The sequence below is a fragment of the Curtobacterium sp. MWU13-2055 genome (assembly GCF_023242305.1).
Lineage (GTDB): Bacteria > Actinomycetota > Actinomycetes > Actinomycetales > Microbacteriaceae > Curtobacterium.
On sequence record NZ_JALLIO010000004.1, the window covers coordinates 212,650 to 234,679 of the forward strand.

At 71.8% G+C, this 22,030-nt stretch carries 19 protein-coding genes; 5 read left to right on the top strand and 14 right to left on the bottom strand.

Annotated elements, in window-relative coordinates:
- Positions 1 to 117 precede the first annotated feature (117 nt).
- Positions 118 to 789 carry a response regulator transcription factor gene (locus M4960_RS11135; RefSeq protein ID WP_173170714.1) on the bottom strand — a complete coding sequence of 224 codons (672 nt, stop codon included), beginning with the start codon at positions 787 to 789 and terminating at the stop codon, positions 118 to 120.
- Positions 786 to 2,165 (bottom strand): sensor histidine kinase, encoded by a 1,380-nt coding sequence (locus M4960_RS11140; protein ID WP_248704253.1) that lies wholly within the window; start codon positions 2,163 to 2,165, stop codon positions 786 to 788. Before M4960_RS11140 ends, M4960_RS11135 begins: the two co-directional genes overlap by 4 nt.
- 214 nt (positions 2,166 to 2,379) lie before the next feature.
- Here M4960_RS11140 and M4960_RS11145 point away from each other — a divergent pair, with 214 nt between their 5' ends.
- Complete coding sequence (locus M4960_RS11145) at positions 2,380 to 2,643, top strand: SHOCT domain-containing protein (protein ID WP_248704254.1); 264 nt, start codon at positions 2,380 to 2,382, stop codon at positions 2,641 to 2,643.
- Here M4960_RS11145 and M4960_RS11150 read toward each other — a convergent pair.
- Entirely contained in the window at positions 2,630 to 3,169 is a 540-nt protein-coding gene (locus M4960_RS11150; protein WP_173170710.1) for a gluconokinase, read from the bottom strand. The genes M4960_RS11145 and M4960_RS11150 overlap by 14 nt on opposite strands.
- A gap of 109 nt (positions 3,170 to 3,278) precedes the next feature.
- Between M4960_RS11150 and gndA the strand changes: the two genes are divergently transcribed.
- The gene (gene gndA / locus M4960_RS11155; RefSeq protein WP_173170709.1) at positions 3,279 to 4,736 is read left to right on the top strand and encodes an NADP-dependent phosphogluconate dehydrogenase; all 1,458 of its coding nucleotides are present in this window, start codon (positions 3,279 to 3,281) and stop codon (positions 4,734 to 4,736) included.
- A gap of 96 nt (positions 4,737 to 4,832) precedes the next feature.
- Here the strand turns inward: gndA and M4960_RS11160 are convergent, their stop codons facing one another.
- Positions 4,833 to 5,477, bottom strand: a complete 645-nt coding sequence (locus M4960_RS11160) for a hypothetical protein (RefSeq protein WP_173170707.1) — start codon at positions 5,475 to 5,477, stop codon at positions 4,833 to 4,835.
- Between the two features lie 170 nt (positions 5,478 to 5,647).
- Between M4960_RS11160 and M4960_RS11165 the strand changes: the two genes are divergently transcribed.
- Positions 5,648 to 7,273, top strand: a complete 1,626-nt coding sequence (locus M4960_RS11165; RefSeq protein WP_173170705.1) for a molybdopterin-dependent oxidoreductase — start codon at positions 5,648 to 5,650, stop codon at positions 7,271 to 7,273.
- 265 nt (positions 7,274 to 7,538) lie between these two features.
- Here M4960_RS11165 and M4960_RS11170 read toward each other — a convergent pair whose 3' ends face one another.
- From M4960_RS11170 to M4960_RS11215, 10 genes are all read right to left on the bottom strand, one after another.
- A complete protein-coding gene (locus M4960_RS11170; RefSeq protein WP_248704255.1) occupies positions 7,539 to 8,318 on the bottom strand; it encodes a putative protein N(5)-glutamine methyltransferase in 780 nt (259 codons plus the stop codon).
- A 74-nt stretch (positions 8,319 to 8,392) separates the two neighbouring features.
- The gene (locus tag M4960_RS11175; RefSeq protein ID WP_123294708.1) at positions 8,393 to 9,370 is read right to left on the bottom strand and encodes a ribose-phosphate diphosphokinase; all 978 of its coding nucleotides are present in this window, start codon (positions 9,368 to 9,370) and stop codon (positions 8,393 to 8,395) included.
- A 61-nt stretch (positions 9,371 to 9,431) separates the two neighbouring features.
- The gene (gene glmU, locus M4960_RS11180; protein WP_248704256.1) at positions 9,432 to 10,859 is read right to left on the bottom strand and encodes a bifunctional UDP-N-acetylglucosamine diphosphorylase/glucosamine-1-phosphate N-acetyltransferase GlmU; all 1,428 of its coding nucleotides are present in this window, start codon (positions 10,857 to 10,859) and stop codon (positions 9,432 to 9,434) included.
- A 183-nt stretch (positions 10,860 to 11,042) separates the two neighbouring features.
- Positions 11,043 to 12,425: an MFS transporter gene (locus M4960_RS11185; protein WP_248704257.1), complete on the bottom strand. Its 1,383-nt coding sequence runs from the start codon at positions 12,423 to 12,425 to the stop codon at positions 11,043 to 11,045.
- A 212-nt stretch (positions 12,426 to 12,637) separates the two neighbouring features.
- Positions 12,638 to 13,675: an NAD(P)-dependent alcohol dehydrogenase gene (locus tag M4960_RS11190; protein WP_123294705.1), complete on the bottom strand. Its 1,038-nt coding sequence runs from the start codon at positions 13,673 to 13,675 to the stop codon at positions 12,638 to 12,640.
- Positions 13,672 to 14,997 (bottom strand): ROK family transcriptional regulator, encoded by a 1,326-nt coding sequence (locus M4960_RS11195; RefSeq protein ID WP_248704258.1) that lies wholly within the window; start codon positions 14,995 to 14,997, stop codon positions 13,672 to 13,674. The genes M4960_RS11190 and M4960_RS11195 overlap by 4 nt, the downstream gene beginning before the upstream one ends.
- Positions 14,998 to 15,151: 154 nt before the next feature.
- Positions 15,152 to 16,201, bottom strand: a complete 1,050-nt coding sequence (locus M4960_RS11200) for a sugar phosphate isomerase/epimerase (RefSeq protein WP_248704259.1) — start codon at positions 16,199 to 16,201, stop codon at positions 15,152 to 15,154.
- A gap of 52 nt (positions 16,202 to 16,253) precedes the next feature.
- The gene (locus M4960_RS11205) at positions 16,254 to 17,354 is read right to left on the bottom strand and encodes a Gfo/Idh/MocA family protein (RefSeq protein ID WP_248704260.1); all 1,101 of its coding nucleotides are present in this window, start codon (positions 17,352 to 17,354) and stop codon (positions 16,254 to 16,256) included.
- Positions 17,351 to 18,058, bottom strand: coding sequence for a ThuA domain-containing protein (locus tag M4960_RS11210; protein WP_248704261.1), 708 nt, complete (start codon positions 18,056 to 18,058; stop codon positions 17,351 to 17,353). Before M4960_RS11210 ends, M4960_RS11205 begins: the two co-directional genes overlap by 4 nt.
- Positions 18,055 to 19,251, bottom strand: a complete 1,197-nt coding sequence (locus tag M4960_RS11215) for a Gfo/Idh/MocA family protein (RefSeq protein ID WP_248704262.1) — start codon at positions 19,249 to 19,251, stop codon at positions 18,055 to 18,057. Before M4960_RS11215 ends, M4960_RS11210 begins: the two co-directional genes overlap by 4 nt.
- A gap of 97 nt (positions 19,252 to 19,348) precedes the next feature.
- On the opposite strand from M4960_RS11215, the gene xylA reads away from it, so the two are divergent.
- Together xylA and M4960_RS11225 are read left to right on the top strand one after the other, a co-directional pair.
- Positions 19,349 to 20,539, top strand: a complete 1,191-nt coding sequence (xylA, locus tag M4960_RS11220) for a xylose isomerase (protein WP_111084913.1) — start codon at positions 19,349 to 19,351, stop codon at positions 20,537 to 20,539.
- 12 nt (positions 20,540 to 20,551) lie between these two features.
- On the top strand, positions 20,552 to 22,021 hold the full coding sequence (locus M4960_RS11225) for a xylulokinase (protein WP_248704263.1): 1,470 nt from the start codon (positions 20,552 to 20,554) through the stop codon (positions 22,019 to 22,021).
- The last annotated feature ends 9 nt before the right edge of the window (positions 22,022 to 22,030 follow it).

Sequence of the window (22,030 nt, forward strand, 5' to 3'; positions counted from 1 at the left end):
GTCAGCTCAGGCGGGTCGCGAGGCGTGTGAGCGCGTCGGCGTACTCGGTGAGCGCGCGGTCGAGCAGTGCGTCGAGATCAGTGCGCATGACGTTCATCCCGCGAGCGTACCGGGGCATCAGGGCTGCCAGCCGGGGGTGACGAGGCCGGTCTCGTAGGCGAAGACGACGAGTTGCGCGCGGTCACGGGCGCCGAGCTTGATCATCGCGCGGGACACGTGCGTCTTCGTGGTGAGCGGGCTGACGAAGAGCTGCTCGGCGATCTCGGTGTTGGTGAGGCCGATCGCGACGAGCTGCATGACCTCGCGCTCACGGGCGGTGAGGACGCCGAGGCCCGGAGCGAGGGACGCGGGCTTGGCGTGGGTCGCGTAGGCCTCGATCAGGGAGCGGGTCGCCCGCGGCGAGAGGAGCGAATCCCCGGCGACCACGGTGCGGACAGCCCGGAGGAGTTCGGCCGGCTCGGTGTCCTTCACCAGGAACCCGGCGGCACCGGAGCGGATCGCCTCGAACACGTAGTCGTCCTGCTCGAAGGTCGTGAGGATGACCACGTGCACCCCGTCGAGCGCGGCGTCGGCGCTGATCCGTCGCGTCGCAGCGATGCCGTCGGTGCCCGGCATCCGGATGTCCATGAGCACGACGTCGGGACGCAGGCTGCGGGCGAGGTCGACGGCGTCGTCCCCGTCCCCCGCCTCGCCGATGACGGTCATGCCCGGCTCGGCATCGAGGAGCGCCCGGAGACCGGCTCGGACGAGCACCTGGTCGTCGACGAGCAGGACGGTGATGGTGGTCATGCGCTGCCACCTTCCGACGCGTCGGCCGGGTCCACTGCGCCACCCGCGGAGTCGACCGAACCATCCGTCGCCAGCGGCAACCTGGCCGCAACCCGCCAGCCGCCGTCCGTCGTCGGGCCGACTCGTAGGTCGCCGCCGACCGCGGCCGCTCGCTCCCGCATGCCGATGACGCCGTTGCCCGTCGTGCCGAGTCCGGCCGGCACGGTGCCCTCGGACGAGGTCGGCGCGCCGGGCGTCGGTCGGTCCTCGACTGCGAGGTCCACGACGTCGGGTCCGATGGTGACCTCGATGCGAGCGACGTGCCCCGGGGCGTGCTTCATGACGTTGGTCACGGACTCCTGCACGATGCGGAACGCGCTGCGCCCGGTGGTCCCCTGCACCGACCCGAGATCGCCGTCGACGCAGAGCTCGATGGCGACGCCGGCGGCTCGGGCACGTTCCACGAGGTCGGGGACACGTTCGAGTCCGGCGACGGGACTCCGGTCCGGTCCGTCACCGTCGCGCCGGTCGCCGTCGCGCCGGTCGCCGTCGCGCCGGTCGCCGTCGCGCCGGTCGCCGTCGACCGACCGGAGGACCCCGAGGATCGTCCGGAGCTCGACGAGGGCATCGCGACTCGAGTCGCGGATGTTGACCAGGGCCTGTCTGGTCGGAGCCGGGAGTTCCGCACCGAGGTGCAGCGCGACGCCGGCCTGCAGGGTGATGAGGGACATGCTGTGGGCAACCGAGTCGTGCAGCTCCCGTGCGATGCGCACCCGTTCCTCACCCGCGCGCCGACGCTCGGCTTCGGCACGGGCACGACGGCGTTCGGCCACGCGTTCGGTCCGCACCCGGACGAGTTCGGCGACCACGATCGTCACCGTGACCCACGCGACGCAGAGTCCGACGGCCGCGAGGTCGATCGTCGGTGCCCGACCGAGCACGACGTCGGCCGTCGGCAGGACGGCCACTGCGACGACCGCGGCAGCAGCGACGGTCCGACGGTGGCCGCGCAACCACGCGTTCGCCATCGCCATCGTCAAGGCGGCCACGAACGGTCCGCGCGGACTGACGACGACGGCGTACCCGACGGTCGTGGCCAAGGTCAGCAACAGCACGGACCGCGGCCACCGCCAGCGCCACGGCAGGACGACGACCCCCGCCACGAGCAGCGCGACCGCGAGTGGGCCCAGGACGACCGGGTCCACTCCGACGGCCGCCGCGGATCGGGTCCACGGTGGTCCGCCCGGACCGGCGGGCGTGATCCGCGCGGCCACCAGGGTCCCGACGATCTGCACGAACGCGACCGGCACGACCCGCCCGACCCGGGCGAACCGGGGACGGCCCCGCCACCGGGCACCGGCCCGGTCGAGGTCGTCGCTGCGCGGTGCCGTGGTCATGGGTCGAGCCTAGGGTCGCCCGTCCGCGGCGGCATCGGCCGCACGAGGACCTGTGGAGTACTCCCCCGGGAGTACCGGGGTGTGCAGGAGAACCCCGTCCACGCCCGTGGGAGCAGACGGAAGTGCGCCTCGGTGGCGGACGCGGGACGGGCCTCCAGACCGGACGCTTGTCCTGTCGCTCCTGCGGCACCCAACCCGACCACTGGAGGTCCCCGTGTTCAGCACCATCTCGGCAACAGCACTCACCGCGGCAGCGACGTACGGGCCGCACTGGCAGGGCCCGGGCTTCCCGTTCTTCGTGTTCCCGGTGTTCTTCTTGGTCGTGTTCCTCGTCGTCTTCCTGGTGTTCGGCGTGCTCCGACGCGGGTCGTGGCGGGCCCGTTCCGACGCTCGCGGCGTCCTCGCCGACCGCTTCGCGCGCGGCGACATCGATGCCGAGGAGTACCGCGCCCGGCTGTCCGAGCTCAGCCGGAAGTGACCGACAGCGCCGCGAGGATCGTCGTCACCGTGTCGTCGACCGGCCCGTCGATGGAGACGTCGACGGCGGCCTCGTCGGCCTGCGGCCGTTCGAGCGTCGCGAACTGGGAGTCGAGCAGCGACGACGGCATGTACTCGTGGTGCCGGTGCGCCTGCCGCTCGGCGATGAGGTCGTGCGAGCCGTCCAGGAACGCGATGACGAGGCCCGGCGCCGACTGCCGGAGCCGATCCCGGTAGACGCGCTTGAGGGCCGAGTTGGCCATCACGCAGCGGCTCCCGGACGCCTCGACGGCGGCGATCTGCGCGGCGCAGGCGTCGAGCCACGGCCAGCGGTCGTCGTCGGTGAGGGGGATGCCCTGCCGCATCTTCTCCTTGTTCGCGGCCGGGTGCAGGTCGTCGGCGTCGACGAACACGGTCGGTTCGCCCTGCTCGGCGAGCGCGTCGGCGAGCGCCTGCCCGATCGTGGACTTGCCGGAACCGGAGACGCCCATGACGAGGACAGGTGGGAGGACAGCGGTGTCGGTCATCCCTCCACAGTATTGACGGGGTGAACAGTGGTCCCCAGTTGCCGTAACACCCGTGCGGTCCCAGGGCGCCGACCGTAGGTTGGTGTCACGTCCGGACAAAGGAGACGACGTGGCAGACAGCACTGGTCAGGCGAACATCGGGGTCATCGGCCTCGCCGTCATGGGGTCGAACCTCGCACGCAACCTCGCGTCGCGTGAGGGCAACACGGTCGCGGTGTACAACCGCACCTACGCCCGCACCGAAGAACTCATCAAGGAGCACGGTGACGCCGGCTTCATCGCGTCCGAGGACATCGACGGCTTCGTCGCCTCGCTCTCGAAGCCGCGCACGGCGATCATCATGGTGCAGGCCGGTAAGGGCACCGACGCCGTGATCTCGCAGCTCGCCGAGAAGTTCGAGGAAGGCGACATCATCGTCGACGGCGGCAACGCCAACTTCCACGACACGATCCGGCGTGAGCACGACCTGCGCGAGAAGGGCCTCAACTTCGTCGGCACGGGCATCTCCGGTGGTGAAGAGGGCGCGCTCAAGGGGCCGTCGATCATGCCCGGCGGCTCGAAGGAAGCCTGGGAGACCCTGGGCCCCATCCTCAAGTCGATCGCGGCGGTCGCCGAGGGCGAGCCCTGCGTGACCCACATCGGCACCGACGGCGCCGGCCACTTCGTCAAGATGGTGCACAACGGCATCGAGTACGCCGACATGCAGCTCATCGCCGAGTCCTACGACCTGCTCCGCCGCGTCGGCGGGCTCTCCGTCGAGGACCTGGTCAAGGTGTTCCAGGAGTGGAACGGCGGCGACCTCGAGTCCTACCTGATCGAGATCACGGTCGAGGTCCTGAAGCAGCGCGACGCCGACTCCGGCAAGCCCCTCGTCGACGTCATCCGCGACGAAGCGGGGTCCAAGGGCACCGGCGTGTGGACCGTGCAGAACGCGGTCGGACTCGGCATCCCGGTCTCCGGCATCGGCGAAGCGGTGTTCGCCCGCGCAGTGTCGTCGAAGCCTTCGCAGCGTGCCGCGGTGCAGCAGGCGTTCCCGGACCGGCCCGCCATCGCCGAGGTCCCCGACGGCTTCGAGGACGACGTCCGCGCGGCGCTCTACGCCTCGAAGGTCGTCGCCTACGCGCAGGGGTTCGACCTGATCATCGCCGGGGCGAAGGAGTACGGCTGGGACATCAACCTCGGCAACGTGGCGAAGATCTGGCGGGGCGGCTGCATCATCCGTGCCCAGTTCCTCAACCGCATCGTCGAGGCGTACGACAAGAACCCGGAGCTCGAGTCACTGCTCGTCGACCCGTACTTCGCGAACGCCGTGCAGGAGGGTGAAGCCGCCTGGCGCCGCATCGTCGGGATCGCCGCCGCATCGGGGATCCCCGCGCCGGGCTTCTCGTCGGCGCTGTCCTACTTCGACTCGCTCGCCTCCGAGCGGCTGCCCGCCTCGCTCATCCAGGGGCAGCGCGACTTCTTCGGCGCGCACACCTACCAGCGCATCGACAAGGACGGTACCTTCCACACGCTGTGGTCCGACGACGACCGCCGCGAGGTCGACCAGGAACCGTCAACCCACTAGACCGCGGCACGACCGCACCCTCGAAGGGCCCTGCCGATCGGCGGGGCCCTTCCCACGTCCGACCGCAGTGCGCTCGGTCACGACGAAGCGCTCGGTTCAGGCGACGATGCGCTCGCGCGCGAGGTCGGCGACGAGCCGGTCCAGCCGCTGTCCGCGGCCGAGCAGCCGACGAGAGCCGGGAGCCGTCCGCACGAAGAAGGTCGCGACCGCCGGTGTGTCGTCCGGCCGGACGTAGTGGATCGCGACCGCGCACGCCCGACGGGCATCGGCGTGGTCACCGTCGCCGTGGACGTCCTCGATCCCGACGTGCACCACCCGGCTCCACCGGACCACGAGCAACCGTGTGGCCTTGCGGTCGTCGAGTTCCCACAGGGAGGCCTCGGTCGCCCCGAACGCCCACGTCACACGGGCACCGAGGCTCACCTCCGGCCGGACCTCGGCGATCGCGTCGCGCAGTTCGGTCGTCGGAGCCGCCGGCACTAGCCAGACCGTGGGGTCGATGCGGCGGATGGCGAGCGCGAGGGCCTCGTCAGCGTGCCGACGTCGCACCGCAGCGGCACGGAAGACCGCGACCACGATGACCGTGACGCCCAGCGCGATCGCACCGAACTCGACGATCCCGAACCAGGACAGGTCCACGTCAGGTGCCGTCGCGACGACGATGATCCGCGCGGTGAGGAGCGCCGCCCAGATGCCCACGATCACCCACCGCAACGTGGACAGGCGCTGTGCAGCCGACATCGGCGTGCGGTCGGATCGGCGGGCGCGGCCGGGGCGCGGAACTGGATCTGGATGCCTCGGCACACCCCGATCCTCGCACGGCCCGATCGGCAGGTGCTGGCCGGGGTCGGTGAACGCCCGGGGAACCGCACGCACAGCGGACGAGCGGCCGGGCGACCTACGCTCGGGCGGTGACCACCGAACGCACCACGGACGTCCCGACGCCGGACGACCCATCGACGGACGAACACCCGGCCGGAGCCCCGCTCCGCCGGCCCGCGGTCCTCGCTGCGGCCGTCGGTCTCGTGGCCGCCGCCGCCTTCCTCGGGATCGCGGAGTTCGGGGCGCTGCTCCTCGGTGGTGCCGGCAGCCCGTTGGTGGCCGTCGGGTCCGCCGTGATCGACCTCGCACCGGCCGGGGCCAAGAACCTGATGGTCGCCCTGTTCGGCACCGGCGACAAGGTCGCACTGTTCGCGCTCATGACCGTCATCGTCGCCGCGATCAGCGCCGGGGCCGGGGTCCTCGAGCGCGCTCGGCCGCCCTTCGGGGCACTCGTCTTCGCCGTCGGTGGCGTGCTCGCGCTCATCGCGGTGAGCACCCGTTCCGGCAGCGGCACGTTCGACGGCGCTCCCACCGTGTTCGGCGTGGCAGCCGCCGTGATCACCCTGCGACTGCTGCTCCGTCGGCTCCGGCGCTGGGAGGCCGCAGCGGCCGTCCCGTCGGCGTCACCGCGACCTGCCTCGACCGAGCGCCGCGCGTTCCTGGTCTGGGGTGTCGCGACCGCAGCGGTCGCGGTCGTGGTGGGCACGGCCTCCCGGGTGGGGTCGTCCGCGATGCAGGCGGTCGCCGCTGCCCGACGAGCCGTGCGCCTGCCCGCGGCGGCGACACCCGCACCGGCCGTGCCGGGCGGCGCCTCGCTCGACGTCGACGGGATCACGCCGTACGTCACACCGAACGCCGACTTCTACCGGATCGACACCGCGCTGCGTGTCCCCTCGATCGACCCGGCCGACTGGAGCCTTCGCATCCACGGCGCCGTCGAGAACGAGGTCACGCTGACGTGGGACGAGCTGCTGGCCCTGCCGCTCGAAGAGCACATGGCCACCCTGAGCTGCGTGTCCAACGAGGTCGGCGGCGACCTGATCGGCAACGCGCTCTGGCTCGGGTACCCGATCCGGGAGCTGCTGGCCCGCGCGAAGCCGACCGGGGACGCCGACATGGTGCTCTCCCGCAGCATCGACGGGTTCACCGCCGGGACGCCGTTGGACGTCCTGCAGGACGAGGGCACCGACGCGCTGCTCGCCATCGGCATGAACGGCGAACCGCTGCCGACCGAGCACGGGTTCCCGGCGCGGATGGTCGTGCCCGGGCTGTTCGGGTACGTGTCGGCGACGAAGTGGGTGACCGAGATGGAGGTCACGCGCTTCGCCGATGCGCAGGGCTACTGGACGCCGCGCGGATGGTCGGAACGCGGGCCCGTGAAGCTCGAGTCGCGCATCGACACCCCACGGAACGGGACGACCGTGACCGTCGGCGAGCAGGTCGCCATCGCCGGGGTCGCCTGGCAGCCGCACACCGGGGTGAAGGCCGTGCAGGTCCGGGTCGGCTCGGGTGCGTGGCAGCAGGCGGAACTCGCCGAGTCGGTGTCCGCGGACACCTGGCGCCAGTGGGTGCTGCGGTGGACGCCGACCGCGGGCTCGCACCGGATCGAGGTCCGTGCCGTGAGCGCCGACGGCGAGGTGCAGACGAGCGTCGAGCGGCCGCCCGCGCCGAACGGGGCCTCGGGCTGGGCGTCGGTGACGGTCGACGCGAAGTAGCGCTGGCCGGCGCGCGTCGGGGGCGTCGGGTGAGGCCGTGCGGCACGCCGTCCGCTGGTCGTCGAGGTTCCGAGATCTCGGCATGTCGAGCGTTCGAACGGCCGTCTGTGCGACCTCGACGGAACTGAGCGGCGTGTCGCGACCGGTCGGCGAACCAGGCGCCGGCCGAACTCGCGCGGGTCGAGCCCGTGCGGGTCGAACTCGTGCGGGTCGGGTCGTCGGGTCAGACTCGTCGGGTCAGACTCGTCGGGTCAGACTCGTCGGGTCAGACGGGGAGCGTCGCGACGACGCAGGTGCCGTCGACCTCGTCGTCCTGCTCGACCACGGCAGTGAACCCGGCGGACACGAACGCCGCGACCGACGCATCTGCCTGCGCCACCGACACCTCGATCACGACCGAACCACCGGGGCGCAGCCACTCTCCCGCTCCTGCGGCGATCCGCCGGTGCAGGTCGAGGCCGTCCGCGCCACCGTCGAGGGCCACGCGGTGCTCGTGCTCCCGCGCTTCGACCGGCATCATCGCGATCGACGCCGTCGGAACGTACGGGGCGTTCACCGCGATGACGTCGACGGCGCCGCGGAACCGGTCCGGCAGCGGCGCGAACAGGTCGCCGGCGACGACGATCCCACGGTCGCCGATGTTCTCGGCCGCGACGTCGACGGCATCCGGGTCGACGTCCGTGGCCACGAGGTCGAGCGCGCCGACCCGGCCGAACAACGCCACCGAGATCGCACCGGCGCCGCAGCACAGGTCGACCACGCGGTCGTAGCGCTGCAACCGACGGGCAGCCTGCTCGACCACGACGGTCGTCCGGGCACGGGGGACGAACACCCCAGGTGTCACCCGGATACGGTGTCCGTCGAAGGCGGCCCAGCCGAGGACGTACTCGAGCGGCTCACCGGCGAGGCGACGCTGGACCAGGGAACGCAGCCGGACGGGTTCACCGTCGCCTGCTTCGAGGAGCAGGTCGGCTTCGTCCTCGGCGAAGACGCTCCCCGTGGCCCGGAGCCGGGCCGCGAGGGCGTCACGCGCGGGATGGGTCACGAACGTTCCGCAGACACGTCACGTCGACGAGACGGTGAGGCGCCGTCGGCTGTGCCCATGGTTCGACGGCTCCGCTACGCTGCGCCGTCGAACATCGACGTGACGGACCCGTCGTCGAAGACCTCGTGGATGGCGCGGGCCAGGAGCGGGGCGATCGGCAGGATCTCGAGACGGTCCCAGCGCTTCTCGACCGGCACCGGCAGGGTGTCGGTGACGACGACACGGTCGATGAACTCGCTCTGCAGGAGCTCGGTGGCCGGGTCGGAGAACACTGCGTGGGTCGCGGCGACGACGACGCCGATCGCACCGGCAGCCTTCAACGCCTCAGCTGCCTTGGCGATCGTGCGCCCGGTGTCGATCAGGTCGTCGACGAGCAGGCACCAGCGGCCGGAGACGTCGCCGACGATCTCGTGGACCGTGACCTGGTTCGGGACCAGCGGGTCGCGACGCTTGTGGATGATGGCGAGGGGTGCGCCGAGCTTCTCGGACCAGATGTCGGCGACGCGGACGCGCCCCATGTCGGGCGACACGACCGTCAGCATCGACGGGTCGAGGATCTCGCGGAAGTGCTCGAGCAGCACCGGCATGGCGAAGAGGTGGTCCACCGGGCCGTCGAAGAAGCCCTGGATCTGGGCGGCGTGCAGGTCGACGCTCATGATGCGGTGCGCGCCCGCGGCCTTGAACAGGTCGGCGACCAGGCGGGCCGAGATCGGCTCGCGGCCGCGGCCCTTCTTGTCCTGACGGGCGTACGGGTAGAACGGGGCGACGACGGTGATGCGCTTGGCCGAGGCCCGCTTCAGCGCGTCGACGATGATGAGCTGCTCCATGAGCCACTCGTTGATCGGTGCCGTGTGCGACTGGATGACGAACGCGTCGCACCCGCGGACCGACTCGTCGAACCGGACGTACAGCTCACCGTTCGCGAAGGTCCGGGCATCGGTGGGGACCAGGTCGACACCGAGTTCCTCTGCGATCTCGGCGGAGAGCGCCGGGTGTGCTCGCCCCGAGACGAGGACGAGTCGTTTCTGGCCGGTTGTCTTGATTCCGGACAAGTGCGGTGCTCACTCCCTGACCCGTGTGGGGTCGATGTCGACGACCGGTGGTCGCCAGGATCTATTCGCCGTTCGCGTGCCGAGCAGCCTCGGCCGCCGGTGTGCCGGGTCGGTGTTCCTCGACCCATCCGTCGGTGTTGCGCTGTGGGGCGTAGCTGATCGCGAGCGATCCGGCCGGGACGTCCTTGCGGACCGTCGTTCCGGCACCCGTGTACGCACCGTCACCAATCCTAACCGGGGCGACGAACACGTTGTGCGAGCCTGTACGAACGTGCGAGCCGACCTCGGTGCGGTGCTTGTGCACGCCGTCGTAGTTCGCGGTGATCGTGTTCGCACCGATGTTCGAGTCCTCGCCCACCTCGGCGTCGCCGATGTACGACAGGTGCGGGACCTTGCTGCCGCGCCCGATCTTCGCGTTCTTCGTCTCGACGAAGGTGCCGATCTTGCCCTGGTCGCCCAGGATCGTGCCCGGACGCAGGTACGCGAACGGCCCTACCGAGGCACCGTCACCGATGACCGCGAGGGTGGCGTCGACCCGGTTCACCGTCGCGCCGGCGCCCACCTCGGTGTCGCGCAGCGTGGTGTCCGGCCCGACGACGGCACCGGCGGCGATGGCGGTCGCGCCGAGGAGCTGGGTGCCGGGCAGGACCTCGGCATCCGCTTCGATCGAGACGTCGAGGTCGATCCAGGTGGTGGCCGGGTCCTGCACGGTGACGCCGGCGAGCTGGTGTCGGCGGACGATGCGGGCGTTGAGCTCGCGGGCGGCGTCGGACAGCTGCGCGCGGTCGTTGATGCCGGCGACGAGCCACGGGTCGGTGAGCGTGACGACGTCGATGATCCCCCCGCGCCCGGCGATGAGCGTCGGCGCGTCGGTGATGTACTTCTCGCCCTGTGCGTTGGCGGTCGTCAGCGACGGCAGCACGGCACGCAGGTGGGCGGCGTCGAAGGCGTAGATGCCGGCGTTCGTCTCGGTGATCGCGAGCTGGTCGGCCGTCGCGTCCTTGTGCTCGACGACGCCGACGAACGCCCCGGAGCCGTCCCGCACCACGCGCCCGAGCCCGGTCGGGTCGGGCGCGATCGCACTGACGAGGGTGACGGCGTTGGCCGCGCCGAGGTGCGCGTCGACCAGCGTCCGGAGCGAGCCCGCGTCGAGCAACGGGACGTCGCCGGAGAGCACCACGACGGCACCGTCGAAGTCGGTGGGGAGCGCCTGGACCGCGACCTCGACCGCACGGCCGGTGCCGGGGACGTCGTCCTGGTCGACGATGATGGCGTCGGGCGCGCGCTCGGTGATCTCCGCTGCGACCAGGTCACGCTCGTGCCGCACGACCACGGCCACGTGCTCCGGCCCGAGGGACGACGCCGTCCGCAGCACGTGCGCGATGAGCGGCAGCCCGGCGAGCCGGTGCAGCACCTTGGGGGTGGACGACTTCATGCGCGTGCCCTGCCCGGCGGCGAGGACGACGACGGCGATGCGCTGGTCGGTCATGGGTCCATCCTGGCGCACCCGCGCCGCGGAGTCCGGTGGAACCGCGGCCCTGTGCAGAACCGTGCGCACAACCGCACCGGTGACGTTCCTTCCCATCGACCTCGGGATGGAAAGCGGGATCGGGCGTACCTGGCCGGAAGAAACGACCAGCTACGCCCGAAACGACCAGCTACACCCGAACACCTACCCGCGCAGCACCCGCGGCTCGGCCTTCACGAACGCCATGAGCACCAGCCCCACGACGAGCACCACCACGATCCCGAGGATCCCGAAACGCGTCGAGCCGCCGACCGTCACCGCGACACCGAACAGTGCCGGCGCCAGGAACGACGCCGCCCGGCCGGTGGTGGCGTAGAGGCCGAAGAGCTCGCCCTCGCGGCCGGGGGTCGCCAGCCGCGCCAGGTACGCCCGCGACGACGACTGCACCGGTCCGACGAACAACGCCAGGGTCAGCCCCAGCACCCAGAACCACTCCGTCCGACTGCCGACCGCCAGGACGCCGAGCCCGCAGGCAGCGAGGCCGATCAGCGACACCATGATGAGCGCGCGCGAGCCGAAGCGGTCGTCGAGCCGTCCGGACACGAAGGTGGCGACGCCGGCGACGACGTTCGCGGCGATGGCGAACAGGATGACCTGCGAGGCGCTGAACCCGAACACCTGCGCCGCGATGATCCCGCCGAAGGTGAACACCGCGCCGACGCCGTCGCGGAACACCGCGCTGGCGACCAGGAACGCGAGCACGTTCCGCCGTTCGCGCCAGAGCCGGGCGATGTCCCGACCCAGGTCGCGGTAGGCACCGAACACGCCGCCGGTGTGCCGGTGGTCGGGCGCGGCCTCGGGCACGACGACGAAGAGCGGGATCGAGCTGACCGCGAGCCACACGGCGGCGATGCCGATGGCGACGCGGACGTCCCACTGCCCGGTCGCGACGGTGGCCGGCAGCTGCAGGAGTCCGCCGACGACGCCGTCGCCGCGGAAGTCCTGGATGCAGAGCACGAGCAGCAGCACGAGCAGCACGATGCCGCCGAAGTACCCGGCGGCCCACCCGATCGCGGACACCCGTCCGGTGCGCTCCCCTGACGCGACCTGCCCGATCATGGCGTTGTAGCCCACGCTCGCGATCTCGTACGCGACCGTGCCGATGCCGAGCAGCGCCGCCCCGAGCACCAGGTACGGCTGGCTCGGTGCGACGAAGACCATGCCGCCGATGGAAAGCACGATGCCGATCGTGGCGATGAGCACGGACCGGCGGCGGTGCCCGGACGAGTCAGCGAGGCGCCCGATCGCCGGGGCCACGAGCGCGACGACGATGCCGGCGATCGTCAGGGCTGTGGAGACCACCGCGGCGTTGTGGGCGAGTTCGCGTTCCACCAACGCCGTGCCCGCGGCGGACGTGTCGGCCACCTTCGCCGGGTCGACGAACGCCCGGCTGGCCAGGTACGTGCTGAACACGAACGTGGTGACGACGGCGTTGAACGCCGCGGACCCCCAGTCCCACAGCGCCCAGGACACGAGCGCGCGCCGGTCGGTGCGCTGCGGCACGACGGCGGCCGGTGAAGCGGTCATGCGCGAACCGTAGCGCGTCCCGGTGACGCGCCGGTGGCCCCGTTCCGGGTCACGAGCCGGACGGGAGGCGCGTGGCGGCCTGGCCACGGGCCTCCCGTCCGCACCGTGCGCGCGTCGTCACCCGGTGCGAGCTTCCGCGCACCGTGTCCGGTCGCAACCCCGCACGTGGCACGCAACGCGGCACGGGGCGGCGAACCGCGCACCGTGCGCGCTCAGGCGGGCACGCCGCCGGGGTACACGACCGACTTGAGGGACTCCGGGTCGGTGTCGCTCTCGAGTGCCTCGCGGACCTCGTCGAGGCCGAACCGACCCGTCACGAGCGAGTCGAGGTCGATCTGTCCGGACGCGACCAGGCCGATCGCGACGGGCCACGTGCCGGTGTAGCGGAAGATGCCGGTGACCGTGACCTCGAGGTTCTGGATGTGCTCGACGGGCAGGGTCATCTCGGAGTTGCCGAGCCCGACGAGCACCGCGGCGCCCGCTGGTCCGACGGCCTTGATGCCGTCGGACACGGCACGGGGAGCACCGCTGGCGTCGATGAACGCGTCGACCGGTGCGATGTCCGAGGCGACGGACACCACGGTCGGGTCGACGACCTCGGTGGCGCCGTACTGCAACGCACGCTCCCGGCGCTCGGGGACCAGGTCGCTGATGACGATCCGGGTGGCGCCGAAGGCCCGCGCGGCCTGGGCGCAGATGATCCCGATCGGGCCGGCACCGGCGATGAGCACCGAGGAGCCGGGGACGATGCCGGCCTTGCGGACCGCGGCGATCCCGACGGACAGCGGTTCGAGCAGGGCACCGGCCTCGAACGAGACGGAGTCGGGCAGGACGTGGGCGAACTCGGCCTCGATCGTGACGAACTCGGCGAAGGCGCCGTCGACCGGCGGGGTCGCGTAGAAGCGCATGTGCGGGCAGAGGTTGTAGCGGCCGGCCAGGCACTGCGCACAGCGGTGGCACGGGCGCTGCGGTTCGACGGCGACGCGCTCCCCGACGCGGGCGGGGTCGACGCCAGCGCCGACAGCGGTGATCGTGCCGGACAGCTCGTGACCGAGGACGAGGGGCTCCTCGACGACGAAGTCCCCGATGCGGCCGTGGCGGTAGTAGTGCACGTCGGAGCCGCACACCCCGACGGCGGCGACCCGGACGAGCACGTCGCCCGGTTCGACCTCGGGGACGGGGCGGTCCTCGACGGTCAGGTCCTGGGTCCCGAGCAGCACGCTGGTGCGCTGGCGCTGGATGGAGGTCATGGGGTTCTCGCTTCCTCGGCCGCGGCGTCGCGGTCGGACGTGGGGGTGGTGGAGCGGTCGGGCGTGTGGGCGGTCGTGGTGCCGGCTGGAGCTGGCCTCGGGACGAGCCGGGCTGCCGTCGGGTCGCGCAGCAGGTCGCGGAACCCGAGTTCGGCGGCGCCGCGGAGCAGCACGTCGGCACCGAGCGCCGCCGGAGCGATCCGCAGCCGTTCGGTCACGGCGGCCATCGACTGGGCGCGGACCTCGACCTCGATGCGGTCGCCGACGTGCTCGAGCAGCACCCCGAGGAACCCGCCGAGGACGACCACCTCGGGGTTGACGGTGTGGATCGCGTTGCGGAGTGCGGTCGCGAGAGCGGTGACCTGGCGGTCGACCACCCGCTCGACCTCGGGTCGGCGTTGCGCGAGCACCGCGGCGAGCGCGGACGGGTCGTCCGGAGCGACACCGGCCGCCGCGACGAGGGCGTCGCGCGAGGCCTCGGTCTCGAGGCACCCGACGGCCCCGCAGTGGCAGCGGACACCGTTCGCCGCGACGAACGTGTGGCCGAGCTCGCCGGCGTAGCCGTCCGCGCCGCTGAGGGGCCGGGCGGCGCTGATGACACCGCCGCCGATACCGCTCGCGCCGCCGTTGAGGTAGATCAGGTCGTCGACTCCGCGGCCGCTGCCGTACAGGCGCTCCGCCCAGGCACCGGAGTTCGCGTCGTTCGTCGCACGGACCGGCAGGCCGGTGCGCTCGGCGAGGGGACGGGCGATCGGTTCGTCGTGCCAGCCCAGGTGGGGCGCGGAGCGGACCACGCCGTCCTCGACCCGTACGGTCCCGGGCACGGCGACGCCGATGCCGGCGATCCGGGCGGGTGCGGCGTCCCCGGCGACCAGCTCGTCCAGGAGTCCGGCGATGGTCTCGACTGCCTGGGCAGCGGTCGGGGCCGAGCGACTCGACGCCACCGCACGGTCGCGCACGCTACCGTCGAGCCCGACCAACGCGACGGTGACGGCGTCCACCTCGACCGTGACGGCGACGGCGACCACCTCAGCCACGGCGCGGACGACGGGACTCGGACGGCCGACGCCTGCGGTCGCGCCGCTCGTCGTGCCTCCCGTGCCGCCGGTCGTGCCTCCCGTTGCAGGGACGTCCTCGTGCACGAGTCCGCGCTCCACCAGTTCACCGACGAGCGTGAGCGTGGTCGACCGGTTGAGACCGGTGCGTCGGGTGATCTCGGCGCGGGTGATGGGACCGTCCTCGTGCACCAGGCGGAGGACGCGCGCAGCGTTGCCGCGTGTCGGGGTCTGCGCGACGACGGGTGCCGCTGTCAGGCGAGCCATCGGGTCCTCTCGGTCGTGCTCCGTGTGTGCTGGCCCATCCTCGCGTGTTCGGTCCTTCCCAGAACGCCCGCGATGGGAAGCGGGATCGGGCACACCTGGTCGAAACGAACGACCAGGTACGCCCGGATCCGGCAGGTACGCCCGGAACCGCCGGTCACCGCGAACGCGAGAACGCGGCGTCGAACGAGGCCTCCGGCGGCGCGATCGTGCCGAGCTGCCGCACGAACGCCAGCGCCTCGGGTCCTCCGACGAGTCGGTCCATGCCGGCGTCCTCCCACTCGACGCTGGTCGGGCCGGTGTACCCGATGTGGTTCAGCACGCGGAACACGCGCTCCCACGGCACGTCACCGTGTCCGGCGGTCACGAAGTCCCAGCCGCGGCGCGGGTCACCCCACGGCAGGTGTGAGCCGAGCCGGCCGTTGCGCCCGTCGAGCTGCTTCACCGACTCCTTGCAGTGCACGTGGTACACCCGGTCGGCGAAGTCGAGCAGGAACGCGGCGGGGTCGAGGTCCTGCCAGACGAAGTGGGAGGGGTCGAAGTTGAACCCGAACGCCGGCCGGTCCGCGAAGAGCTCGAGCGTGCGCTTGGCGGTCCAGTAGTCGTAGGCGATCTCGGACGGGTGCACCTCGAGCGCGAAGCGGACCCCGACCTCCTCGAACACGTCGATGATCGGCGACCACCGGTCGTGGAAGTCCTGGTATCCGGCGTCGATCATGCTCGGCGGGACCGGCGGGAAGCCCGCGACGGTCTTCCAGATCGACGACCCGGAGAACCCGGTGACGGTGTCGACCCCGAGTGCCGCTGCGGCGCGTGCGGTCCACTGGAGCTCCTCGGCGGCACGCTGTCGGACACCTTCGGCCTCGCCGTCGCCCCAGACGTGCGGCGGCAGGATGTCCTCGTGCCGCTGGTCGATGGGGTCGTCGCACACGGCCTGGCCGACCAGGTGGTTCGCGATGGTCCAGACCCGCAGCCCGTTGCGTTCCAGGATCGCCTGCCGCTCGGCGACGTACGCCGGGTCCGTCGCGGCGCGCCGGACGTCCAGGTGGTCGCCCCAGCAGGCGATCTCGAGTCCGTCGTACCCCCAGTCGCCGGCGAGCCGGGCGACCTCCTCGAAGGGCAGGTCGGCCCACTGTCCGGTGAACAGCGTGACCGGCCTGGAGGCCCGGGTCGGCTCCGCCTGGTCGCTCGCGTCCGTCGTCGTCATCGTCGTCGTCCTTCCGTGCGGTGGTCGAGGTCCGTGCTGTGGTCGAGGGCTGTCACCATGACCCGGGGTCGGACCCGGCGGGGACGGTGGCGGGGCGGTCGACGCGCGAGTGCACATCGACGACCGCGTGGTCGCGGGCCGCGGCCGAGACGGCCTCCATGACCTCGAGCACGTGGAACGCGAGGTCGCCGGAGGCCCGGTGCGGACGGTCCGTGGTGATCGCGTGCGCCAGGTCGGCGAGTCCGTAGCCGCGACCGGCGTCGGTGTACCCGGCGGAGACCGGCAGCTCGCGCCACTCGCGGTCGTCCGACGTGGCGATCGACACCGGGTCCGAGAACCGGTTCGGGTCCGGCACACCGAGGGTGCCGGCCGTGCCGTACACCTCGAAGAGCGGTGCGCGGGTCGCCCACACCTCGAACGAGACGGTGACGGTCGAGACGACGCCGTTCTCGTGCTCGAGGATCGCGACCACGTGGGTGTCGATGTCGACCGGGATCGACGTGCCGGCGTTCGGTCCGGTCGCGACGGTGCGCTCACGGGTGGAGCGGGTGGCACTGCCGCTCACCCGGACGACCGGTCCGAAGAACGTGACGAGGCTGGTCAGGTAGTAGGGGCCCATGTCGAGCAGCGGGCCGCCACCGGGCTGGTAGTAGAACGCGGGTGCCGGGTGCCAGAGCTCGTGACCGGGGGCGCTCCAGGCGACGGCCGCGCCGACCGGGGTGCCGATCAGGCCGTCGTCGAGGGCGGCCCGAGCGGTCTGGATGCCGGTGCCGAGCACGGTGTCCGGAGCACTGCCGACCCGGAGGCCCGCGGCCCGGGCTGCCTCGAGCACCGGTTCGGCCTCGGCTGTGGACATCGCCAGGGGCTTCTCGCCGTAGACGTGCTTGCCCGCGGCGAGCGCCCGGGTCGCGACGTCGGCGTGGGCGGCGGGGATCGTGAGGTTGAGCACCACGTCGACGTCGTCGGCCGCGAGCAGCTCGTCGACGCTCGTCCCGCGCACGCCCTGCGCGGCACCGACCGTCTGCGCCCGGTCGACGTCGAGGTCGGCGACCGCGACGAGCGACAGTCCGGGCAGGGACGGGAAGTGTTCGAAGTACTGCTGGCTGATCACGCCGACGCCCACCACCCCGACGCGGAGGACGGGTTCGTTCACCGTGCTGCCCACAGGAGGCCCCTCTCGATGATGGTGCGGAGTGGCTGCGACTCGACGACCTCGAGGCGGTGCCCGGGTGCGGAGACGAACACGCGGCCCTCGCCCCACTGCCGTGTCCAGATCGCCGGTGCGGTGACCGGTCGGTTCCAGGCGTCGAAGTCGCGCGCTTCCTGCGTGGTGGTCGCGAGGACGTCGTTGTACTCGTCGGACAGCACCCAGTACTGCTCGGTGACGAGGTCGAAGTCCTCGATGCCCTGCGTGATCGGGTGCGATCGTCCGAGGTCGGTGAGGTGCACCGTGTACGGGATGTAGTTGTCGGACTGCTCCCCGACGCGCTCGTCGGGGTGCTTGCCGGCGTGGTGGGCGAACTGGCCGCCGACCATGTGCAGGTAGTCGGCGGTGTTCCGGAACGCGTCCGCGATCCCGCCGTGCCAGCCAGCCAGTCCGGCGCCGTTCAGCACCGCGCGCTGCAGCCCGGCGAACTCGTCGTCGGCGATGGTCGACATGGTGACGACCTGCACGATCAGGTCGACCTCGGCCATGACGGACTCGTCGGCGTAGACGGCCGTCGAGTCCGACACCCGGACCGCGAACCCGTTGTCGCGCAGGAACGGGACGAACAGGTCGGTGGTCTCGACGGGCTGGTGGCCGTCCCAGCCCCCGCGGACGACGAGCGCCTGGCGTGTGCCGTCGGCGGCGGTCACGCGGTCACCGTCCAGCTGCTGCCGTCGGCGGCACTGCGTTCGACGGCGTCGAGCACCCGCTGCACGTGCAGGCCGTCCTCGAACGAGGGCGACGGGTCGGTGCCGGCGACGATTGATTCGACGAAGTCCTTCACCTGGTGGCTGAAGGTGTGCTCGTACCCGATGAGGTGTCCGGTCGGCCACCACGCCGCCATGTAGGGGTGCTCGGGTTCGGTGACCAGGATGCGGCGGAAGCCCTGCTCCCCCGCGGGTGCCGACGACTCGTACAACCGCAGTTCGTTCATGGACTCGAGGTCGAACTGGATCGCGCCCTCGGACCCGCTGATCTCGAGCGTCAGGCCGTTCTTCCGGCCGGTGGCGTAGCGCGTGGCCTCGAACGTACCGATCGCGCCGTCGGCCGCACCGCCGCCGAGTCGGGCGGTGAAGAACGCGGCATCGTCGACGGTGACCTGCCCGCGCTCGCTCGACGCCGTGCCGGAGAGTCCGACGCCGTCGGCGAGCAGGGGGCGCTCGGTCACGAAGGTCTCGAGCAGACCCAACACCCGGGTGAGCTCGGCGCCGGTGACGTGCTCGACGAGGTCGATCGCGTGCGCGCCGATGTCGCCGAGCGCCCCCGAACCGGCGAGCTCCTTGTCGAGGCGCCAGGTCATCGGGCCGTCCTCGTCGGCGAGCCAGTCCTGCAGGTAGAGCGCGCGGACCTGGCGCACGGTGCCGATCCGGCCGTCCTGCACGAGCTGTCGGGCGAAGGCGATGGCCGGCACCCGGCGGTAGCTGAACCCGACCATGGCGCGGACCCCGTGCGCCCGGGCGGCTGCGGCAGCGGCGGTCATCGCCTCGGCCTGTTCGACGGTGTTCGCGAGCGGCTTCTCGCACAGGACGTGCTTGCCGGCCTCGAGCGCGGCGATCGCGATCTCGACGTGCGACGACCCGGGCGACACGATGTCGACGACGTCGATGTCCGGGTCGGCCACGACGGCGCGCCAGTCGGTGGATGCCGACTGCCAGCCGTACTGCACGCGAGCCGCCTCGGTGCGTGCCGGGTCGCGCCCGACGATCACCGCCATCTCCGGCTCGACCCCGAGGTCGAAGAACCTGGGGGCGGTCCGCCACGCCTGTGAGTGTGCGGCTCCCATGAAGCCGTGCCCCACCATGGCGATCCGCAGTCGTTGCTGCGCCGTCGAAACACTTGCCATCCGCTCGCTCCTTTGCGATCACGTCCTTGCCACAGCCAACACTACCGCTTATGTTGGGCGCGGCAACATTTTGTTTCGACGACGAACGGTGACCACCATGGCAACGACGCCCACCCGTGCAGACAAGTTCTCCTTCGGTCTCTGGACCATCGGCTACAACGGCTCCGACCCCTTCGGCGGGCCGACCCGTCCGGCCCTCGACGTGGTCGAGGCAGTCGAGAAGCTCGACGAACTCGGCGCCTACGGCCTGACCTTCCACGACGACGACCTGTTCGCGTTCGGCTCGACCGACGCCGAGCGGCAGACGCAGATCGACCGCCTCAAGGGTGCGCTCGACTCCACCGGCCTCATCGTGCCGATGGTGACGACGAACCTGTTCTCCGCACCCGTGTTCAAGGACGGCGGCTTCACCTCGAACGACCGGCAGGTCCGCCGCTTCGCGCTCCGCAAGGTCCTGCGCAACATCGACCTCGCCGCCGAGCTCGGTGCGTCGACGTTCGTGATGTGGGGCGGCCGCGAAGGCTCCGAGTACGACAGCGCGAAGGACGTGCAGGCCGCGCTCGAGCGCTACCGCGAGGCCGTCAACCTGCTCGCCGACTACGTCACCGACAAGGGCTACGGCATCCGCTTCGCCATCGAGCCGAAGCCGAACGAGCCCCGCGGCGACATCCTGCTGCCGACCCTCGGCCACGCGATCGCGTTCACCGAGACCCTCGAGCGCCCCGAGCTGTTCGGCATCAACCCCGAGGTCGGCCACGAGCAGATGGCGGGCCTGAACTTCACGGCCGGCATCGCCCAGGCGCTCTACCAGGGCAAGCTCTTCCACATCGACCTCAACGGTCAGCGTGGCATCAAGTACGACCAAGACCTGGTGTTCGGTCACGGCGACCTGCAGAACGCGTTCTCGCTCGTCGACCTGCTCGAGCACGGTTCGCCGCAGGGCGGCCAGGCCTACGACGGCCCGCGCCACTTCGACTACAAGCCGAGCCGCACCGAGGACATCACGGGCGTCTGGGACTCGGCGGCCGCGAACATGCGCATGTACCTGCTCCTCAAGGAGCGCGCGCAGGCCTTCCGCGCCGACCCCGAGGTGCAGGCCGCGCTCGAGGCCTCGAAGGTCGGGGAGCTCAGCACGCCGACCCTGAACGACGGCGAGTCCTACGACGCCTTCCTGTCCGACCGCTCGGCCTACGAGGACTTCGACGCCGACGCGTACTTCGGCGGCAAGGGCTTCGGCTTCGTCCGGTTGCAGCAGCTCGCCATCGAGCACCTGCTCGGCGCGCGCTGACAGGCTGCGGGGATGACACAGCTCGTCGCCGGAGTCGACTCGTCGACCCAGTCCTGCAAGGTCACGATCCGCGACGCGGCGACGGGTGCCGTCGTCCGTGAGGGACGTGCCGCCCACCCGGACGGCACGTCCGTCGATCCCCGCCACTGGTGGGACGCCCTCGGCGCCGCGGTCGCGGACGCCGGCGGACTCACCGACGTCGGCGCCGTCGCGATCGCCGGGCAGCAGCACGGCATGGTCGCGCTCGACGCCGACGGTCACGTGGTCCGCGACGCCCTGCTCTGGAACGACGTGCGCAGTGCGGATGCGGCCGCGCAGATGGTCGAGGAGATCGGACGGGATTCGTGGGTCGCCCGGACGGGACTGGTCCCGGTGGCATCGTTCACGGGTACCAAGCTGCGGTGGCTCCGCGACGCCGAGCCGGACAACGCCGGCCGCGTCGCAGCCGTCGCGCTCCCCCACGACTGGTTGTCGTGGCGGCTGCGCGGGTACGGCCCGGCCGACGAGAGTCCGCTCGGCCCCGACCTCGACGCACTCGCCACCGACGCCTCGGACGCCAGCGGCACGGCCTATTGGGACCCGGTGCGCCGGGAGTACGACCCGGAGCTGTTCGAACTCGCGCTCGGTCGCCCGATGCGCGTCGCCGGCTCCGAGCCGACCGCGGACACGGTCGTCGTGCCGCGCGTGGTCGCCCACGACGAGGCGATGGGGACGCTCGACGTCGACGTGGCACTGCCGAACGGCGCGGTCGCACCGTCCGGACTGGTCGTGGCCGCCGGACTCGGCGACAACGCCGGTGCGGCGCTCGGACTCGGACTCGCTCCCGGGGACATCGCGGTGTCCCTGGGGACCAGCGGGACCGTCTTCGGCGTCACCGCGACCGAGGTCCTGGACCCGAGCGGGACCGTGGCGGGCTTCGCCGACGGGACCGGGTCGCGCCTCCCGATCGTCACGACGCTCAACGCAGCCCGCGTGCTCGAGGTGATCGGCGGCCTGCTCGGCGTGGACCACGACGCGCTCGGCGAGCTGGCGCTGCAGGCGCCGGCCGGGGCCGACGGCCTCGTGCTGGTGCCGTACTTCGTCGGCGAGCGCACGCCCAACCGGCCGGACGCGACCGCGTCACTGCTCGGGATGACCCCGGGCACGACCGACCGACCTCACCTGGCGCGCGCCGCGGTGGAGGGCATGCTCTGTGCCCTGGCTGACGGGCTCGCCGCGGTCGAGGGCACCGGTGTGACCGTGTCGCGACTGCTGCTCATCGGCGGGGCCGCGCGGAACGAGGCCGTCCGGACCGTCGCCGCGCAGGTCTTCGGGCGCGACGTGCTCATCCCGGAACCCGGCGAGTACGTGGCGTCCGGGGCCGCGCGTCAGGCAGCCTGGGCGTTGACCGGCGCGCTGCCGTCGTGGGACATCGCGACGACGACCGTGCCGGCGGACCCGCACCCCGAGGTGCTGGAGCAGTACCGCGCCGCGGCGCGCTGACCGAGGAGA